The organism is Luteolibacter rhizosphaerae, assembly GCF_025950095.1.
In the GTDB taxonomy this organism is placed as follows: domain Bacteria; phylum Verrucomicrobiota; class Verrucomicrobiia; order Verrucomicrobiales; family Akkermansiaceae; genus Haloferula; species Haloferula rhizosphaerae.
Window position 1 is genome coordinate 79,685 of the sequence record NZ_JAPDDR010000011.1, and the last position, 17,655, is coordinate 97,339.

19 protein-coding genes are annotated in these 17,655 nt (G+C 62.8%); 10 read left to right on the top strand and 9 right to left on the bottom strand.

The genetic code is table 11. From position 1 onward, the window contains the following. Window positions 1-126: 126 nt before the first annotated feature. The 4 genes from OJ996_RS20110 to ilvE form a co-directional block, all read right to left on the bottom strand. Complete coding sequence (locus OJ996_RS20110; protein ID WP_264515465.1) at window positions 127-2,652, bottom strand: ATP-dependent Clp protease ATP-binding subunit; 2,526 nt, start codon at window positions 2,650-2,652, stop codon at window positions 127-129. Next, complete coding sequence (locus tag OJ996_RS20115; RefSeq protein ID WP_264515466.1) at window positions 2,649-3,767, bottom strand: protein arginine kinase; 1,119 nt, start codon at window positions 3,765-3,767, stop codon at window positions 2,649-2,651. The genes OJ996_RS20110 and OJ996_RS20115 overlap by 4 nt, the downstream gene beginning before the upstream one ends. Continuing rightward, window positions 3,764-4,285 (bottom strand): UvrB/UvrC motif-containing protein, encoded by a 522-nt coding sequence (locus OJ996_RS20120; protein ID WP_264515467.1) that lies wholly within the window; start codon window positions 4,283-4,285, stop codon window positions 3,764-3,766. The genes OJ996_RS20115 and OJ996_RS20120 overlap by 4 nt, the downstream gene beginning before the upstream one ends. Window positions 4,286-4,571: 286 nt before the next feature. After that, window positions 4,572-5,441, bottom strand: a complete 870-nt coding sequence (ilvE, locus tag OJ996_RS20125; protein WP_264515468.1) for a branched-chain-amino-acid transaminase — start codon at window positions 5,439-5,441, stop codon at window positions 4,572-4,574. A gap of 126 nt (window positions 5,442-5,567) precedes the next feature. Between ilvE and OJ996_RS20130 the strand changes: the two genes are divergently transcribed. Together OJ996_RS20130 and OJ996_RS20135 are read left to right on the top strand one after the other, a co-directional pair. Further along, complete coding sequence (locus OJ996_RS20130) at window positions 5,568-6,140, top strand: hypothetical protein (protein ID WP_264515469.1); 573 nt, start codon at window positions 5,568-5,570, stop codon at window positions 6,138-6,140. A 4-nt stretch (window positions 6,141-6,144) separates the two neighbouring features. Continuing rightward, the gene (locus tag OJ996_RS20135; RefSeq protein WP_264515470.1) at window positions 6,145-6,321 is read left to right on the top strand and encodes a hypothetical protein; all 177 of its coding nucleotides are present in this window, start codon (window positions 6,145-6,147) and stop codon (window positions 6,319-6,321) included. 23 nt (window positions 6,322-6,344) lie between these two features. Here OJ996_RS20135 and OJ996_RS20140 read toward each other — a convergent pair whose 3' ends face one another. Further along, window positions 6,345-6,950 carry a hypothetical protein gene (locus OJ996_RS20140; protein WP_264515471.1) on the bottom strand — a complete coding sequence of 202 codons (606 nt, stop codon included), beginning with the start codon at window positions 6,948-6,950 and terminating at the stop codon, window positions 6,345-6,347. 36 nt (window positions 6,951-6,986) lie between these two features. Here OJ996_RS20140 and OJ996_RS20145 point away from each other — a divergent pair, with 36 nt between their 5' ends. Further along, complete coding sequence (locus tag OJ996_RS20145) at window positions 6,987-7,565, top strand: 5-formyltetrahydrofolate cyclo-ligase (protein WP_264515472.1); 579 nt, start codon at window positions 6,987-6,989, stop codon at window positions 7,563-7,565. Between the two features lie 166 nt (window positions 7,566-7,731). On the opposite strand, the gene OJ996_RS20150 is transcribed toward OJ996_RS20145, so the two are convergent. Beyond that, window positions 7,732-8,067, bottom strand: coding sequence for a hypothetical protein (locus OJ996_RS20150; protein ID WP_264515473.1), 336 nt, complete (start codon window positions 8,065-8,067; stop codon window positions 7,732-7,734). A 106-nt stretch (window positions 8,068-8,173) separates the two neighbouring features. On the opposite strand from OJ996_RS20150, the gene OJ996_RS20155 reads away from it, so the two are divergent. Continuing rightward, the gene (locus OJ996_RS20155; RefSeq protein WP_264515474.1) at window positions 8,174-8,512 is read left to right on the top strand and encodes a hypothetical protein; all 339 of its coding nucleotides are present in this window, start codon (window positions 8,174-8,176) and stop codon (window positions 8,510-8,512) included. 64 nt (window positions 8,513-8,576) lie between these two features. Here OJ996_RS20155 and OJ996_RS20160 read toward each other — a convergent pair whose 3' ends face one another. Both OJ996_RS20160 and OJ996_RS20165 read right to left on the bottom strand, forming a co-directional pair. Further along, entirely contained in the window at window positions 8,577-9,260 is a 684-nt protein-coding gene (locus tag OJ996_RS20160) for a phosphatase PAP2 family protein (protein WP_264515475.1), read from the bottom strand. A 15-nt stretch (window positions 9,261-9,275) separates the two neighbouring features. Beyond that, the gene (locus OJ996_RS20165) at window positions 9,276-9,662 is read right to left on the bottom strand and encodes a Co(2+)/Mg(2+) efflux protein ApaG (protein ID WP_264515476.1); all 387 of its coding nucleotides are present in this window, start codon (window positions 9,660-9,662) and stop codon (window positions 9,276-9,278) included. A gap of 300 nt (window positions 9,663-9,962) precedes the next feature. Here OJ996_RS20165 and OJ996_RS20170 point away from each other — a divergent pair, with 300 nt between their 5' ends. The 6 genes from OJ996_RS20170 to OJ996_RS20195 all read left to right on the top strand — a co-directional run bounded on the left by OJ996_RS20170 (window position 9,963) and on the right by OJ996_RS20195 (window position 16,925). Continuing rightward, the gene (locus tag OJ996_RS20170) at window positions 9,963-12,779 is read left to right on the top strand and encodes a hypothetical protein (RefSeq protein WP_264515477.1); all 2,817 of its coding nucleotides are present in this window, start codon (window positions 9,963-9,965) and stop codon (window positions 12,777-12,779) included. A gap of 187 nt (window positions 12,780-12,966) precedes the next feature. Beyond that, on the top strand, window positions 12,967-13,623 hold the full coding sequence (locus OJ996_RS20175; protein WP_264515478.1) for an MCP four helix bundle domain-containing protein: 657 nt from the start codon (window positions 12,967-12,969) through the stop codon (window positions 13,621-13,623). 33 nt (window positions 13,624-13,656) lie between these two features. Further along, window positions 13,657-14,646, top strand: coding sequence for a polysaccharide deacetylase family protein (locus tag OJ996_RS20180; protein WP_264515479.1), 990 nt, complete (start codon window positions 13,657-13,659; stop codon window positions 14,644-14,646). A gap of 182 nt (window positions 14,647-14,828) precedes the next feature. Beyond that, window positions 14,829-16,010, top strand: coding sequence for a tyrosine--tRNA ligase (gene tyrS, locus OJ996_RS20185; protein WP_264515480.1), 1,182 nt, complete (start codon window positions 14,829-14,831; stop codon window positions 16,008-16,010). 156 nt (window positions 16,011-16,166) lie between these two features. Then, window positions 16,167-16,646, top strand: a complete 480-nt coding sequence (locus OJ996_RS20190) for a hypothetical protein (RefSeq protein WP_264515481.1) — start codon at window positions 16,167-16,169, stop codon at window positions 16,644-16,646. Window positions 16,647-16,685: 39 nt separating this feature from the next. Further along, complete coding sequence (locus OJ996_RS20195) at window positions 16,686-16,925, top strand: hypothetical protein (protein ID WP_264515482.1); 240 nt, start codon at window positions 16,686-16,688, stop codon at window positions 16,923-16,925. A 9-nt stretch (window positions 16,926-16,934) separates the two neighbouring features. On the opposite strand, the gene OJ996_RS20200 is transcribed toward OJ996_RS20195, so the two are convergent. Further along, a complete protein-coding gene (locus tag OJ996_RS20200; RefSeq protein WP_264515484.1) occupies window positions 16,935-17,636 on the bottom strand; it encodes a pseudouridine synthase in 702 nt (233 codons plus the stop codon). Between the last annotated feature and the right edge of the window lie 19 nt (window positions 17,637-17,655).

Genomic DNA, 17,655 nt, shown 5'->3' on the forward strand with positions numbered 1-17,655 from the left:
CTTGGAAGCCTCTATGCGGAAAGAATAACACGGCCGCGGGGGACCATTCATCCGCCCAGAGGACTGGGCGGACTACAAAAAAGGCGGCTCCCTCTCGGAAGCCGCCTTTGTGATTTGTTACCGGGATCAGACCCCCGCGCTGTCGGGCTGGGCCTTCTCGCCGATGGTCTCGAAGACCAGCTCTTCCTTCCCTTCCGGGCAGGAGACCTTGGCAGTATCGCCGGGCTTCACGTCGCCGCGGAGCAGGGCTTCGGCCAGCGGGTCTTCCAAGTAGCGCTCCACCGCACGGCGCATCGGACGCGCGCCGTAGGCCGGATCGAAGCCCTTCTTGACCAGCAGATCGCGGGCGCTGGTTTCGAGCGTGAGCGAGATCTCCTTCTCGCGCAGGCGCTTGAGCAGCTTGTCGATTTCGAGATCCACGATCTGGTCGAGGTCCTTCTTCTCCAGCATGTGGAAGACCACAAGGTCATCCAGACGGTTGAGAAACTCCGGTTTGAAGTAGCGCTTCGACTCTTCCAGGATCTTCTCCTTCATCCCTTCGAAATCCGCGTTGTCCTCCGACATAGCACCGAAACCGAGCGAGGTCTGGCGCTTGATGGTGGAGGCACCCACGTTCGAGGTGAGGATGATGATGGTATTCCGGAAGTCGATCTTGCGACCGAGCGAGTCAGTGACCATGCCTTCCTCCAAGATCTGGAGCAGCAGGTTCATCACGTCCGGGTGAGCCTTCTCGATCTCGTCGAAGAGCACCACGGAGTAAGGCCGGCGGCGGACCGCTTCGGAAAGCTGGCCGCCTTCCTCGTAACCGACGTAACCGGGAGGCGACCCGATCAGGCGGCTGGAGGTGAACTTCTCCATGTACTCGGACATGTCGATCTGGATGAGCGCATCCGCATCGCCGAACATGAACTCGGCAAGGTTGCGGGCGAGATAGGTCTTACCGACACCGGTGGGGCCGAGGAAGAGGAAGGAACCGATCGGACGGCGCGGATCCTTCAGGTCCGCACGCGAGCGGCGCAGGGCCTTCGAGATGGCTTTCACCGCCTCGTCCTGACCGATCACGCGACCTTCCAGCTCGCTCTCCATCTTGAGCAGCTTCTCGGCTTCCTTCTCCTCCATGCGGCGGAGCGGGACGCCGGTCCACTTGGAGACCACGGCCATGATGTCTTCATCGCCGACTTCCACGACGGTTTCCTCCGACTTGGCGCGCCAGTTCTTGAGCGTTTCGTCGAGCGTCTTCTTGATCTGCTTCTCCTTGTCGCGGAGCGAAGCAGCCTTCTCGAAGTCCTGCTCGCCGATGGCACCGATCTTCTCGCGGTTCACCTGTTCGATGTCCCCTTCGAGCTGCTTGATTTCCGGCGGGCGGGTCATCTGGCCGATGCGCGCGCGGGCGCCGGCTTCATCGAGCACGTCGATGGCCTTGTCCGGCAGGTAACGACCGGTGAGGTAGCGGGAGGTGAGCTTCACCGAGGCCTCCACCGCTTCCGGTGTGAACTTCGCCTTGTGGTGGGTCTCGTATTTCTCCTGCAGGCCCTGCATGATCTTGATCGCATCTTCCACGGAAGGCTCGTCCACCTTCACTTGCTGGAAGCGGCGCTCGAGGGCGGCATCCTTCTCGATGTACTTGCGGTACTCGTTCAACGTGGTCGCACCCACCACCTGCAGCTCGGAACGCGAGAGCGCCGGCTTGATGATGTTGGAAGCGTCCATGGCGCCTTCTGCCGAACCGGCACCCACAATGGTGTGCAGCTCGTCGATGAAAAGGATCACGTTCTTCACCTTGCGGATCTCGTCCATCACGGCCTTGATCCGCTCCTCGAATTGGCCGCGGTACTTTGTCCCGGCGACCATCAGCGCGAGGTCGAGGGTGATAACCTTCTTGTCGCGCAGGATCTCCGGCACGTTGCCCGAGGCAATCTCTTGGGCGAGGCCTTCCACGATGGCGGTCTTGCCGACACCGGCTTCACCGATCAGCACCGGGTTGTTCTTGGTGCGGCGGCACAGGATCTGGATCACGCGCTCGATCTCGCTCTCGCGCCCGATCACCGGGTCGAGGTCGTTGTCGCGGGCGAGCTTCGTCAGGTCGCGGCCGAAGGCACGCAGCGCGGGGGTCTTGGTCTTGCCCTCGGCTTCGGTTTCCTCGGTTTCGCCGCCTTCGTCCTCGAAGTTTTCGTCCTCTTCCTCGGTCTCCTCGTCATCGTCGTCGTCCGGAGTGAAGTTCGGGTCGATCTCGGCGAGGATCTCGTTGCGGGTGCGCTGGATGTCCACATCCATGCGGCGCAGGACGCGGGCGGCCACGCCCTCACCCTCGCGCAGCAGGCCGAGCAGGATGTGCTCGGTGCCCACGTAGGAGTGGTTCAGGGCCTTCGCCTCCTTGTTGGCGAGCGCCAGCACCTTCTTCACGCGCGGCGTGTAGGGGATGCTGCCGGAAATCTTTTGTCCGGTGCCGGTGCCGACTTCTTTTTCGACTTCCATCCGGACACTTTCCAGATCCAGCCCCATGCGCTCCAGAACGTTGACCGCCACCCCCTGCCCCAGCTTGATGAGACCGAGCAGAAGATGCTCGGTGCCCACATAACTGTGGTTGAAGCGGTCGGCCTCCTTTCGGGCGAGGGCCAGCACCTGTTGGGCTCTGGGTGTGAAATTGTTCATAGAATTTCAGGATCTGGGTCGTTTCCGTTCTTTTTCCTTGTTGAACGAATATCAGGGGCTTCGAGGGTTTGCAACCGGGAGCGGACGATTTCCGCCCGGATTTGGTCGCGTTCCTCGGGGGTAAGCTTACGGCCGCTGTGTAGCTGGAGGTGTGCCGGTTGGATGTCCATTAGGAGGGCATCACAGGATTTTACGGTTTCCTGAGGTAAAAAGCCCAGATCACCGCCCAGACGCAACAAGGAAAGATGGTTCAGAGCTTCCTTGGAATCAATGATCCACGCATGGCGGAGGACCCCGTAGGCGCGACCGATCTTGTCGCTCACCATCTCCGGATCGTCCTCCAACAACTTGTCGCGGGCATTGCGCTCATGTGTCGCAACCTGGGCGATTACGCGCTCCAACCTGCGTAAAATTGTCTCTTCGCTCTCGCCCAAGGTGGACTGGTTGGAGATCTGGAAAAGATTTCCCAGCGACTCGGTCCCCTCGCCGTAGAGCCCGCGCACGGCCAAGCCGATCTTGTTCACCGCTTGAAGCACCTGACCGATCTGGTCGCTCAGGACCAAAGCGGGCAGATGGAGCATGGAAGACGCTCGCAGGCCCGTGCCCAGATTCGTCGGGCAGGTGGTGAGGTAGCCCAGATCGTGATCGAAGGCGAGCTCCAGCGATTGCTCCAGCTCCTCATCCACGGCGGCCAGCGACTCGTAAGCAGCGCGCAGCGACATGCCCGGGCGGATCGCCTGCATGCGCAGGTGATCCTCCTCGTTCAACATCAGGGCGATCGACTGGCGGCGCTCGATGACGGCGGCACTCCCCTCCCCGCGGGCGGCGTGCTCGCGGCTGATAAGGTGGCGCTCTACCAGCACCTGCTTCTGCACCGAGCTCAGGTCGTCCAGCTCCTGCGAGAAGGCATCCTTCATGCAGGGCAGGTTTTCCACCGCGGGCCGCAGGATCTCCAGCGTCTGGCGGCGTTGCTCCTTCTTCGCCCAGCCGGGGAAGGGCTCGCCCCTGAGATTCCGCGCCAGGCGGATGCGGGAGGTCAGCACGACGGCATTGTCGGCGCCCTCACCGGTCATCCAGTCGGCGGGGTTCTTGATCAGTGTGGTGAATCGCATCATGGCCGTTCGGTGCTGCGGGTGCTGGTCTTGATTTCGATCTGGCGGATCTCGTCGCGCAGGCCGGCGGCTTCTTCGTAATTCTCGGAGGTGATCGCTTGGTCGAGACGGCCGCGCAGTTCCTCCAGCCGCTGGGTGCGTTCGTGGAGTTCCATCAGCCCGGCGGGCACCTTGCCGCAGTGCTTGGAGCCCTTATGCATGCCGCGCAGCATCTGGTTCACCTCCTCCTTGAAGGTGGTGTAGCAGCCCGCGCAGCCGAAGCGGCGGATGCGCCGGAGGTCATCCAGCGTGAACCCGCACTCCGGGCAACGGCGGCCGAAGCCCTGCACCACGGGAGGCACGGGAGCCACCACCTTGCCCGGCGTTTTGCCCAGCAGCATCTCCGCCAGCGCGAAGCCGGTGGGATCGGTCACCCCCTTCTCCTTGGCGCAGTCGTCGCAAAGGGCGATTTTCTTGATTTGCCCGCCCACCAGTTGGGTGAGGTGCACCTTTGCTTTCTTGCCGCAGATGTCGCAGTCCATTGACACCCCAAGCTAAGAGTGCCCGCGCGGAATGCGAAATGAAATCTCCCGGGAAAATCCCGATTTTCTGGCATTAGATTCACGAGCTCCGAAAGCACCAGCGGGAGAGGACTGCCTTTCGCGGCCTAACTGCGGGCATCGCGCACTTGGCCGCGGACGCGTTCCACAGCGGCGATACTCGCCGCACTCCGAAAGAGCCTGCGGCTCCAAGCTACAGGTCCTGAGAACAAAAAAGCCGGGCCGGCGCCGCGAGGCACAGACCCGGCTTTGAGAAAAAATCCGAGCCTCAATCAATCGGCGTGCCGGTGCTGCCGGCCAGTTCCTTGAAGGCCGCGATGAAGCGCTGGGTGACCGGGCCGGGCTTGCCGGTGCCGATCTTGCGGCGGTCGAGTTCCACGGCGGGGATGACCTCCGCAGCGGTGCCGGTCAGGAAGCATTCATCCGCGATGTAAATGTCGTAGCGGGTGAGCTGTCGCTCCAGGACCGGCACGCCCAGTTGGTCGGCCAGCTCCAGGATCACGCGGCGGGTCACCCCGTCCAGCGCGCCATCGCTCACCTGCGGGGTGTGCATCACGTTGTCGCGGATGAGGAAGATGTTGTCGCCGGTGCACTCGGCCACGTAGCCCTGCTCGTTCAGCATCACGGCCTCGAGAGCGCCAGCCTGGATGGCCTCCACCTTCGCCATGATGTTGTTCAGGTAGTTCAGCGACTTCACCTGCGGCATGAGCGCGGCGGGCGCGGGGCGGCGGGTGGCACAGGTGATCACGGCGAGGCCGTTCTCGTAGTGCTCCTGCGGATAGAGGCTGATGGTCGAGGCGATGATGAACATGCTCGCCCGCTTGCAGAGATACGGGTTCAGGCCCAGGCCGCCGGAACCGCGGGTCACCACCAGGCGGATGTAACCGTCATCCAGGCCATTGGCCGCGACAGTCTCCACCACGAACTTGCAGACCTCTTCCTGCGTCCAGGGGATCTCCAAAACGATGGCGCGGGCGGAATCGAAAAGACGGCGGATGTGCTCCTCTAGGCGGAAGACGCGGCGATTGTAAAAGCGGATGCCCTCGAAGACGCCGTCGCCGTAGAGCAAGCCGTGATCGAACACGGACACCTTCGCTTCGGATTCATCCACCAATTCGCCGTCCAGCCAGATTTTCATGGGTAAGGAGGGCGGAGCCTAGGCGGTGGACGGCGGCTGGCAAGCCCGTCGTGAGGCGAACCGGGAATGCACGTCAAACTCTGCCCGCATGGACAAAATCCGTAAAATCCCGCTAGAACCGTTCCAGTGAATCTTGCCGCCTACCAAAGATTGATCGTCGGTTATCATGGATGTGACGCCTCGGTTGCAAAGAAAGCCATCGAGAAAGGCGAGGCGCTGTTGCCCAGCGAGAAGGACTACGATTGGCTCGGAAGCGAGATCTATTTTTGGGAGCATGGACCGGACCGGGCCTTGGCGTGGGCGAAGCAACGGTGCTCCCAAGGAAAACTGAAAAATCCCGCAGTCGTAGGCGCCCTGATCCAACTCGGAAATTGCTTCGATCTCCTCGATACCCGCTACACCGGAATCCTCGCGCCTGCGTTCGAGGAATTGCAGAAACGCCTTAAATTTGACGGAAGGGACCTCCCTCGAAACCACGGGGGTGACGATCTTCTCAGGCGGGATCGCGACTGCATGCTTCTCAATTGGCTGCTACCCCAACTTGAGAAAGAAGCGGGGTCACAACGATTCCAGACGGTCCGCGGGATGTTTCAGGAAGGAGGGGCCGCCTTCGAGGGATCTGGAATCAGATTCAAATCCCATATCCAGATCGCCGTCCGGGATCCGTCTTGCATTATAGGGTATTTCAGACCAGCCTAAAGGGGTGAACCGGGAAAGGAAAGCTGAAGGCGTCGAAGAGCTCTGGAAGAACGCTTCGAAGCGTCTGGAAAAAATGACGCCGGCGCAAGGGAGGCGCACGCTTATCGATTCCGGGATTCTCACCGAGAAAGGCAAGATCGCGCCACCTTACAAACGGGTGGTGGTGGACAAGAAGAAATAACGAGACGCTCGTGTCAGAGGGAATCAAGGCATCTCCCCTTTTTCCGCGCCCTGTTTCTCAGGTTCCGCCCTCGCTTTCACGTCCGTGAGTGCGTTCCAATTCACGCCGCCATAGTCGAGCCGCTGGATCTCGCTGGCATAGACCGCGTCATCGTTCTTCGGGTCGATCTCCGCGGAGAGCTCGGTGAAGATCCGGGACATCAGGATATTCTCCGCACCGGCCTGTTTCTTGAGCTCCTGGCCGCGCTCGAAGAGCAGGCGGGCCAGCACGTCCGGCTGGAAATCCGGGCCCGCCGCTTCCGGCAAGACGCCGCGGGAAAGCTGGAAGCTCAGCACCAGCGCCTTCTTGTTGCGGGTGGAGAGATTCAGGGAAAGCGCCACGATCCGGCGGGCATCCGCCAGCGAGGCGGCACTGGCCTTCGCGGTCGCCACGCGGTTCGACGCATAGGTGGCCAGGTGATCCGCATACTCCTCCCGCTCGCGGTCGAGCATGCCGAGCGCATCGGTGAAGAGCCCCGCGCCCACCTTCGGCGGATCCCAATTGAACTTGGCCGCAGCCGCCTCGTCCGCCCCCGGTGAAAGGGCGGGAATCGCCAGCGCGATCAGGGCAGCTTGCCAAGTTCGGATCATCGGCCATAGGTTTCCGTCCCACTCCGGCCATTGCAAGTGACAAGTCCCCGCGATGATTCGAAACCCGCCCTGCGCCGGGTCCTCCGGGCCTCGCGCCCGGATGAGGCGGGCCAGATCGCCCAGTCCGCTGAGATCCGCACCCATCTGCTGGAGTGGCTGCGGCACCGCGAAGAAAAGGTCATCGCCAGTTTCTTCGCCCTGCCGGGCGAGGCCCTGCTGCTGCCGCTGATGGTGGAGCTGCCGCAGTTCCGCTGGGTGCTGCCGCGGATCACCGGGGACGGGCTCATGGAGTTCCATCACGTTGATCCCGGGTTGAAGGACATCGTGACCGGTCCCTACGGGATCTCCGAGCCCACACCGGAATCCCCGGTATGCCCGCTGGAGGAGGTCGAGATTTTTCTTTGTCCGGGGATTGCCTTTACGCGGAGCGGCAAGCGACTGGGACGCGGCAAGGGCTTCTACGATCGCGCTCTGGCGCAGGCGGATCCCGAGGCAGTGCGGGTGGCAGTGTGCTACCGGGAGCAAGTTCATCCCGAGCTACCAACCGAAGAGCATGATGCGCGGATGCATTGCCTGGCGACGGCGGACGGGGTGGCGGAGTGCTCGCGATCATAGTGAAAGCACCCTCGGTGATTCAATAAAGTGACTTTCCGGTGCTTCGGGCAGTAACGACGGATTTACGGATTCCAACGGATTTACGGATTTCTGCGGGCAAGGAGGCCCGCATTACCCGAAAGTCACATGAACTATTGGAGATGGTATTAGAAGGAGACAAGAGTGCCTACTTCCGGGCCGCAGGCATGAAGACCAGCGATCCTGCCGCGATCGAACTGAGCATGATCAGGCCGACCCTCAAAGTGGCATCCTCCGCCGGGGCCTTCACGAAGCAGTAGAGGTAGAAGCCGAAAACCAGCAGCACCACGAAGGCGCTCACCCGCTTCGCCAAGGTCGTGCGACCGGCGCGGAAGAGGAAGGAAGCGGCGATCGCGGTCAGTCCCATGACGAGGCAGAACCAGAGGGAATTCGCCTTGTAAGCGCGGGCGTTGATCCCGCTCTGGAATCCGGTCCAGACAAGGTGCAGCCCGTAGAGGAACATGAAGAGCCAGCGATGTGCCATATCCCCTACCCCTAACCAAACTTCGTAGGCCTGCAACAACGCTTCTTCATCCGCATTTCACCGCCTGCTCGTAGCCCCTTCATGCCCGGGGACGAGCTTGGCTCCCATGACAAGCGCCGCCGGGGTGGAATCCCTGCCCAAGTATCTCCTCCGATCGGTCACCGAGATTATCTCCGCCCTGCTCGCCATCGCATCCGGGTGCTACGGACTTCTTCTCACCATCTACCTCTTCGTCATGTGGATGAACCTGAGACTGAATTTTCTCCCGCATGCCACGATTGCGCTGCTGGGACTGATCGCGATCGCGGGCTGCTTCCTTGCCTTGCATCTACTGCTGCGCAATTCATCCGTGGCCAGGCTTGGATGGTTCGCCCTCGTGGCGCTTCTCACCGAAATCTTTCTGCGCTCGCCCGAATTCTTCGGGGTAAAAGGATTGATTCACTGAGACTTGTTTAAGCGGATCGGCCGCCGACTCCGACGCCCTCTTCGCACCGCACCGATGAGACCCTTTACTTCTCCGGCGCGGACTGCGGGTCGAACTTGATCGCCGCGAGCCAGAACATCACCGCCCAGGCCCCGCCGAGCGCCCAGCCCGCTGCGACATCCGTGGGCCAGTGCACGCCCAGATAGACCCGGCTCACGCCCACCAGCACCGTGACCAGCATGGAGATCGCCACGATGAAGGTGCGCACCCGCTTCCGCGACTGCGTGCGCGCCAGCAGAATGCCCAGCGTGAGATAGACCAGCGCCGCCATCATCGAGTGACCGCTGGGGAAGCTGGAGTGATGCGTGACGGTGGCATGCTCGACCAGATCCGGTCGCGGGCGATCGAAGCCGTGCTTGAGCAGATTCATCACCACCGAGCCGAGAATCACCGAGCTCAGCCCGAGCAAGGCAAGGCGCCGTCTGCCCGCGAAGAGCGCCACCCCGGTCGCCACCAAGGTCACGCCGGTTAGCAAAGTCATGCCGCCGAGCGCGGTGAGATCCCGCGCCATCTCCTCGATCCGGTCCGAGCCGATGGGATCCGCGGGATTCCCCGGCTTGCGCATCATCAGGAGCAGCTTCTCGTCCAGCTCCCGCGTCTCGTTCTCCCGCACCTCCACGGCGATCTCCAGGAAGGCACCGATCCCCGCGAGTATCAGCAGGATCAGCAAGGGCACCTGAGCCCGCTTGATCCATGGCAACAATGGCAAGATCCGCAGCACCTGTTAGACCCAGCCCGGGACTTTCAATTCAAACTCCGGGATGCGGGCGAAAATCCACTCGCCATCCTCCGTCTCGCCGAAGAAGGCACCCTCCGCTTTCCCGTCGCCGCGGGTCACGTGATAGCTGTTGTAGGAGAAATTCTCGCCGGGCGCGATCACCGGGCTCTGGCCGACGACGCCGTCGCCTTCCACCACCGTGACCTCGCCATCGTCCTCGCGCACGATCCACTTGCGGCCGCGGATGGTGACCCTCTCCAGCGACTCGTTCTTGATCGAGATGAAGTACACGAAGGGGTGCGGACGCTCGTCCGGAGCATCCAGGCTGGGCATGTAGATCACGTCGTCCACCCGGACGGTGAGACCTTCGAGTTGCCTCAAGAGCGGGGTCATGTCCTGCGAACATGCCCGATGCCCGCGGGGCTTGCCAAGGCCCAATCGCGGCCCCGGAGAGCGGCGGGGAATGTCACGTTTTGCTCACGCGTCCTTGGTCCGAGCGGCAGCGATGTCCCTCCCCAATGCCTCACGCGAAGGCCGATGCAACTTGCACGTAGCGGGTTACGCAGCACCCGACTACTACCCCGGCGATCAATGCCTCTTCCGTGACGATAGCGTCGGGAAACCTTTTTAAACCCCGGACCGTTTGTGCCCGCCGCAAATCCCCCAAGGAGGAGCGGCGGACCAAATCAAACCATGAACAAGTATCGCAGAACCCTGCCTCCCGTCCTCGCGCTGAACGCGCTCCTGGCTGCTTCCGCCGCGGCCCAGGTCACCTATCAGCACTACCGCTTCGAGCCGACCCGCATGTATGCGAACGGCACCATCATCCAGTTGTCCGAGTTCGTGCTCTCGAACGGCGGCACCCGCCTGAACCTGGTGGCGAACAATCCCGAGGCGGTGCCCGCGCCGACCGTGGGGCAGAACGGCACGGCCGTGAACATGGTGCCCGTGACCGTGACCGGCGGATCCCGCGCACTCACGGATGCGGAGGGCGCGCTCAAGATCATCGACGGTGCGCTGGGCACCAAGTGGCTCACCGGCATCAATGACAACGGTGGTGCCGCCAAGTTCCTCTACTTCGACTTCACCACACCGGTGACGATCGACTCCTACAGCTTCGCCACCGGTGGTGATACCGCCACCTTCCCGAACCGCAACCCGATCGACTGGAAAGTCTGGGGCCGCAATTCCACCACGGAGGAATGGGTGCTGATCGACCGCATCATCGGCCACCCGAGCAACCCGGCGAACCAGGTCTTCCAACAAAGCTTCCCGGTCACCGGCGAGATCGCACCGACCATCGCCTACTTCGACTATGCCTTCGAGAACTACCCGATCGTCAAGAACGGCACGCCGGTGAGCATCGAGTGGGATGCCTACGACTTCGAACTCGGCGACGAGCCGCAAACGCTTACCCTCAGCCCGGCTTCCAGTCCCGCACCGCAGGTGACGGAAACCCGTGAAGTCACGCCGCCGGCCAATGCCGAGACCGTTTACACGCTCACCGCGGCGAATGGTACGCGCTCCTCTAACAAGAAGCTGACCCTCCGCTCGGTGGCGGGCGGCACGGCGAACCGCCGCTTCTACCGGTTCACCCCGGTCGCCACGCGTCCCGGATCGGACGGGCACCAGCTCTCGGAGTTCTCCTTCTTCCGCAATGGCACCGAGCTGAACCTCTTCGCCACGAACGCCGCAGTCACGCAAGCCACGGGCAGCAACGGCACCAATGACAACCTGCTCAACGTGATCGTGACCAACCCGGGCGGCATGACGCCCGTGGCGGAGGCGGCCCCTCTGCTGGTGGACGGCCTCACCACCACCAAGATGCTGGACCGCCGGATCAAGCCGGTGGTGTTCGAGTTCGAGCAAGCCGTCGAGATCGACTCCTACCGCTTCACCACGGCAAACGATGCCGACCTGCGCGACCCGGTGAAGTGGACCCTCGAAGGCAGCGCGGACGGCATCACTTGGGAGCTGATCGATAACGTCACTTCCTTCAGCTATCCGACCAGCACCCTGCGCTCTCAGCAGAGCCAGGTCTTCCCGCTGCCGGGCACCTCGCTCGACACCAACGTGATCGTGTCCCCCGCCTTCACTTGGACCGGCGCGTTGAACAACGGCTTCGACTGGGGCTACAACTGGTCCGGTGACCGCGTCCCCGGCCTCTCGGAGGATTTCACCATCGCCAGCAGCGCCGCAGTGCGCGGTGCCAACTTGGAGCGTTACGGCCGCACGGTCGTATCGGGGACCGGCTCGCTGACGGTGAACGGACGCGTGCTGAACAACGGCGAATTCACGGTCAGCGGCGGAACGCTGAAGCAGACCGGGAACTACTTCATCGCCGGGGTGAGCCTGCCGGGCACCTTTACCCACACGGGTGGCACGGTGGATCTCACGCTGGACCGCGGCTTCTTCAGCGCGGATACGGCGGCGGCCGGCGGATCGAAGTATCTGCTCTCCGGCACCGGCCAGCTGATCGTGAAGTCCACGGGCAATGGCAACACCAGCGTGGGCGGCAGCATCCTGCACAACGTGCACGTGGGCAAGGCGGGCACGGGCGATCTTTTCGAGATCTCCGGCGGCAGCGCGAGCTTCACCAGCTCGAACAACAACTTCGTCTACCTCTCCCGCACCGGCACCATGCGCGTGACGGGCGGCAGCGCCAGCTTCGCGAACTACAATACCTTCCTGATCGGCTTCGAAGGCGCGGGGAACAACCTGCTGGATATCTCTGGCGGCAGCCTCGCGATCACCGGCAGCACCCCGCTGATGGTCGGCGGCGGTTCCACCGGCGCTGTCACACTCTCCGGCGGCAGCCTGAGCGTGGAGCAAGCGGTGAACCTGGGGCAGAGCAATGCCAACGGCTCCTTCACCATGAGCGGCGGCACCCTGACGGCGGCGAACATCACCTCGACCGTTCGCGGCACCTTCAACTTCGAAGGCGGCGAGATCCGGCTGACGGGCGACCGTCGCGCAATCCTCACGGAGGCATGGTTCCACGGTGCCACCGGCACCACCGCCAGCTTCGATTCCACGCTGAACCGCACGACGATCCGCGTGAGCACGGGCGGCACGCCCTTCTCGCTCTGGGCCGCCGCCGCGGGAATTGCGGAAGGCCAGCGCGGCGCGGAGCAAGACCCGGATCAGGATGGCGTTCCTAACATTCTGGAATTCGCACTCGGCGGCTTGCCGGGAGATTCCGGATCGCGCGGGATTCACTCGCCGGTGGCCACCACCACGGGTGCGGTCATCACGGTGGCCGTTCGCGCCGGTGCCAGTTTCTCGGTGCAGAGCGGTCGTCTCGCGGCCACCATCGATGGCGTGCGCTACGAGATCCAAGGCTCGACGAACCTCGGCAACTGGGACGCCCCGGTGGAAGAAGTCACCCCGGCGCTGACGCAAGGTGTGGACCCGGCACCCTCCGCCGAGTGGGAGCTGCGCAGCTTCCGTCTCGCGGGCACGGCCGGTGAATCCGGCTTCCTTCGTGTGGCAGCCACCGAGGCGAATTGATTTCCAGCCACGCTCATGGCGCTCCAGCCGGTCCCGGTTTCCACCGGGGCCGGCTTTTTGCTGCGGAGTCATACCCCTATCTTGCCCTTGTGTGACGAATTGCTCGCCCTATCTCCCGGCCTCTGCTACCCCCCGCGACGAGACTTTCTCCCCCGGCCCTTCACCCATGTCCCACCCACCCTCAGCCATGAAATCCGGGCCTCTGCGGACCCTCTACCTCACCCTCGCCGTTCTCGTCTTGCTCGCCATCGTTTGCAGTCCGGTATTCACCATCTGGATGATCCGCAAGGAAGCGGCCCGCATCGTCTCCGATCCGCTCCAGGGACTCGCCACCAGCAGTCTGGCCACCATGCAAGCCTCCGAGGGCTTCCTTGAAACCGCCCGCTCCGTGGATGGCAACGGACTCCCCGCGGATGACCTGAGAGCCCTGCTCGAGAAAAGCAGCGGCATCGTCGATTCCCAATATGCCACCCATCAGGAAACGCTAAAGACGGATGAGGAGCGCGCGATCTTCGCCCGGCTGAACGAGCGTAAGGAGAGCTATCGCGCCACACGCCGCTATGTGGTGACCCTGCTCGCGGAAGGCAAGATGGGGGACGCCAACAAGCTTTTCGACACCGAGTGCGTGCCGAAATTCCACGCCTATGCCAACAGCTTGGGCGATCTGGTGAAGCACAACGCCGAGGAGTCCCGGGCTGGTGGTGCGGAGATCATCCGGCTCTGCCACATCCTGCTCGTGGTGCAGGGTCTCCTGCTGGTCTTCTTCTTCGTCTACGGCTTCTTCGTTCCCTTCACGGCGGTGCTCGAAAGGCTCAGCCGCAATCCGATCGAGATCCGGAACTGAATCTCTCCATCACTGACAAGCTCCCCCTTGATCATGGATCTCGCCGACGAATCACCACGCGCCATCGCCGCCTACGCCCCGGAGGAAGAGGGGCGCGGGATGAGCCTGCTCAATGCGATGTACTATGTCTTCAAGCCCTTCCTGCCGCAGGCCGCGCGCTACACCATGCGGAGGCTGCGGGCGAACTACAAGCTGCAGAAGGCGAAAGACTGGCCGATCATGGAATCCGCGGGTGAAACCCCGCCGGGATGGCGTGGTTGGCCGCAGGGCAAGAAATTCGCGCTGGTGCTGACCCACGATGTGGAGGGCCCGGTGGGTCTGGAGCGCTGCAAGCAGCTCGCGGAGATGGAACGCAAGCATGGCTTCCGCTCCTCCTTCAACCTGATCCCCGAGGGCGGCTACGAGGTCACCCCGGAATTCCGGCAGCACTTCACCGATGCCGGCTTCGAGATCGGCGTGCATGACCTGCGCCACGACGGCTCGCTGTACCGCTCGCGCAAGTCCTTCGACGAATGCGCGGTGGCCATCAATTCACACCTGCGGGAGTGGAGCGCGGTCGGTTTCCGCGCCGGCTTCATGTTCCACAATCTGGAATGGCTGAAGACGCTGGATATCCAGTACGATGCCTCGACTTTCGATACCGATCCCTTCGAGCCGCAGCCGGATGGCGCGGGGACCATCTTCCCCTTCGTGGTGAAAGGTCGTCGCCCGGAGGACCGCTATGTGGAGCTACCCTACACCCTGCCGCAGGACGCCACCCTCTACCTGATCCTGCGCGAGCAGACGAACCGCATTTGGAAGGGCAAGACCGACTGGCTGGCCAAGCGCGGCGGCATGGTGCTGGTGAATGTCCACCCGGACTACCTCGCCTTCGACGGCCGCAAGCCGACCATCAGCGAATTCGACGCGAACCTCTACGAGGACTTCCTCTGCTACGTGAAGGAGACCTACGCCGGGCAATACTGGAATCCCCTGCCGCGGGAGATGAGCCAGTTCATCGCGGGCCGGGAGGCGGGTGAATGACGAATGCCGAATTCCCGAATGTCGAATGAGGTGCCTATAAGAATTGAGGCTCCCGCCCGACCGTCGATCGCTCGTTCCACCTTTTCACACGACATTCGTCATTCGGAAATTCCTCATTCGTCATTCTCCGAGCTTTTCTGCCGCTTGCCATGGGCGGACCCGGCCCCTAGGCTGCGCCCCCCGTGACTCCGGAAGAACAGCTCCAGATCCTGACCGCCGGCACCGCCAAGGTCCTCTCCGAAAAGGAACTCCTCGAAAAGCTCCGCCTCGGCAGGCCCCTGCGGATCAAGCTCGGCGTGGACCCCACCGCCCCGGATATCCACCTGGGTCACACGGTCGCGCTGGAAAAGCTGCGCCAATTCCAGCTCCTCGGCCACCAGGCGGTGATGCTGATCGGCGATTTCACCGCGACCATCGGCGATCCCTCCGGCCGCTCGGTGACCCGACCGCCGCTCACCCGTGACGAGGTGCTGGTGAATGCCGCGACCTACACCGAGCAGGCTTTCAAGATTCTCGACAAGGAGAAGACCGAGATCGTCTACAATGGCGATTGGTTCCGTAAGATGTCCTACGAGGACATCCTGCGCCTGAACTCCCGCGTGACGCTCCAGCAGATGCTGCAGCGCGAGGACTTCCGCAACCGCATCGAGTCCGGGCAGGAAGTGCGCCTGCACGAACTGCAATACCCGGTGATGCAGGGCTGGGACTCCGTGGAGATCCGCGCCGATGTGGAGATCGGCGGCACCGACCAGCTTTTCAACATCCTCGTGGGCCGCGACCTGCAGAAGGAAGAAGGCCAGCCGCAGCAGGTGGTGATGGTCGTGCCGCTGCTCGAGGGCCTCGACGGCGTGAAGAAGATGTCGAAGTCCTACGGCAACTACGTGGGCGTGAGCGATGCGCCGAACGACATGTTCGGCAAGATCATGAGCGTGTCCGACACGCTGATGGTGCGCTACTACCTGGTGTTGCTCGGCGAGACGCTCGATCCCGCCGCACACCCGATGGAGGCGAAGAAGGCGCTGGCGGAAAAGATCACGGCGCGCTTCCACGGTGCGGAGGCGGGTGTCGCTGCACGGACGGATTGGGACACGCGCTTCTCGAAGAAGGACCTGGCCGCTGCGGAGCTGCCGGAGCTCGCCATCGCGGAGCTCCCTGCCGAGCTGAACGTGCTCTCCCTCACCGCGCATGGCTTCAAGGCCGCCTTCGATCTGGAGAAGTCGAACGGGGAATTGCGCAAGCAGTTCATCACGACGGGATCCGTGCAGTTGAATGGCGAGAAGCTCGTCGATCCGAATGCCGCCGTGGCAGTGAAAGCGGGCGATGTGCTGAAGCTCTCGAAGAAGCACGCAGTGCGCTTCGTGTAAGTGCTGGAGTGCGAAATCAAGGGTAGCGGAAGGACTCTCGTCCTTCCGGCTGAGGGCGTCTGCGAGCAAGATCCCCCGTTCCGATCTTCGGGGAGACCCTCCCCACCGGAAGCACGAAGTGCTTTCGCTGCGGCCCAGCCGATGCGAAGCTCTCGCATGAATCCGCGCCAGATTCTTGTCGCCGCGATGCTCTTGGGCAGCGTCGCCTCCGCCGATCTCACGGTGATCCTCCCCGACCCCGAGATCTATGCCGACACCTCGGAGGGCTTTCTTATCGAAACGACGCTTCCCGGCACTTTCAAGACCCCGGAAGGAGTGATCGCCGCACTCCTCACCCTAGGTGACCAAGCAAAGAACAAGAAGCTGGAGAACCCCTTCACGCCCGAAGCCCTCCGCGGCAGCTCCCACTTCGAGGGGGCCAAGCCACTTGCCGCCTACTACCGCGGAGCCAGAATCAAAGACAAGGAGTTCATCGTCTCCTTCTCCGGGGAAGCAATGCGCTATCTGAACAACACTGCCGGGATTCAGGAGTTCGTAAAGGGTTCTCTGGTTGCCACCGTCGTGAAGAACTTCCCCGCCGTGAAAACCGTCCAATACGAGATCGACGGCGAGATCGTGACCGATTGGGATGCGTGAGCTCCCCCGCATCCCCCACCTTTTCTCCGTATGATTCTCATGATTCGTGCACTCTCGCCGATCGCGGCGCTGGCGACGCTCACCTTGTCGTCGTGCAATCAAGCCGCAAACTTCTCCGGCCCGGATCCCTTGGGCCCGGACCACCGCCCGGTCGTGGTGCGGGGCAATACCGCGGAGGCCCATCTGGAACGCCACATGCATCTCGACCACTACAACGAGATCGAAGACGCGCCGCCGATCATCAAGGTCGCGGGCGCGAATGCCTCCGCCACCTGGTGACTTAGCTCGCTATCCCTCGAACACCCCGACAATCTCCGCCGCGGAAAGCGCCCGCCATCCTCCTTCCGGAAGATCCGCGGGCAGGGCGATCCCGCCGATGCTCTCGCGGTGCAGGGCGGTCACGAGATTGCCGGTGCGGTGGAACATGCGCTTGATCTGGTGGTAGCGCCCCTCGTGAAGCGTCAGGCGTGCCTCTCTCTCGCCAATGATCTCCAGCTCCGCGGGGAGGGTCGTCAGGTCCTCCGTGTGGAAGTAGAAGCCGCGGGCGAAATCATCCACGGCTTGTTGCAAAATCGGATCGCGCGTCTGCACCCGGTAAACCTTCGCCACTTTGGCCTCCGGTGCCATCAGGCGCTTCGACCAGCGACCGTCGTTGGTAAGCAGGACGAGACCCGTGGTGCCCCGATCAAGACGTCCCGCAATATGCAGAAGGTGGCGATCCGGATCATCCAACAGATCGATCACCGTGCGATGCTCCGGATCGCGGGTGGCGCTGAGGATCCCCGGCGGCTTGTTCACCATGAAGTGCAGCAGTCGCTCGGCTTGACGCAGAGGCTGCCCGTCCAACTCCACGCGGGCGAAGCGATCCACCTCCAGATCGTGGACCAGTGTCACCCGGCCATCCACCCTCACCCGCCCGGCGAGGATGCGCTGCCGCGCCTGCCTGCGGCCCATCGAGTCGTGTTTGGCCAGCAGGCGCTCCAACTTCATCCGCGCAGAGTATGACTGC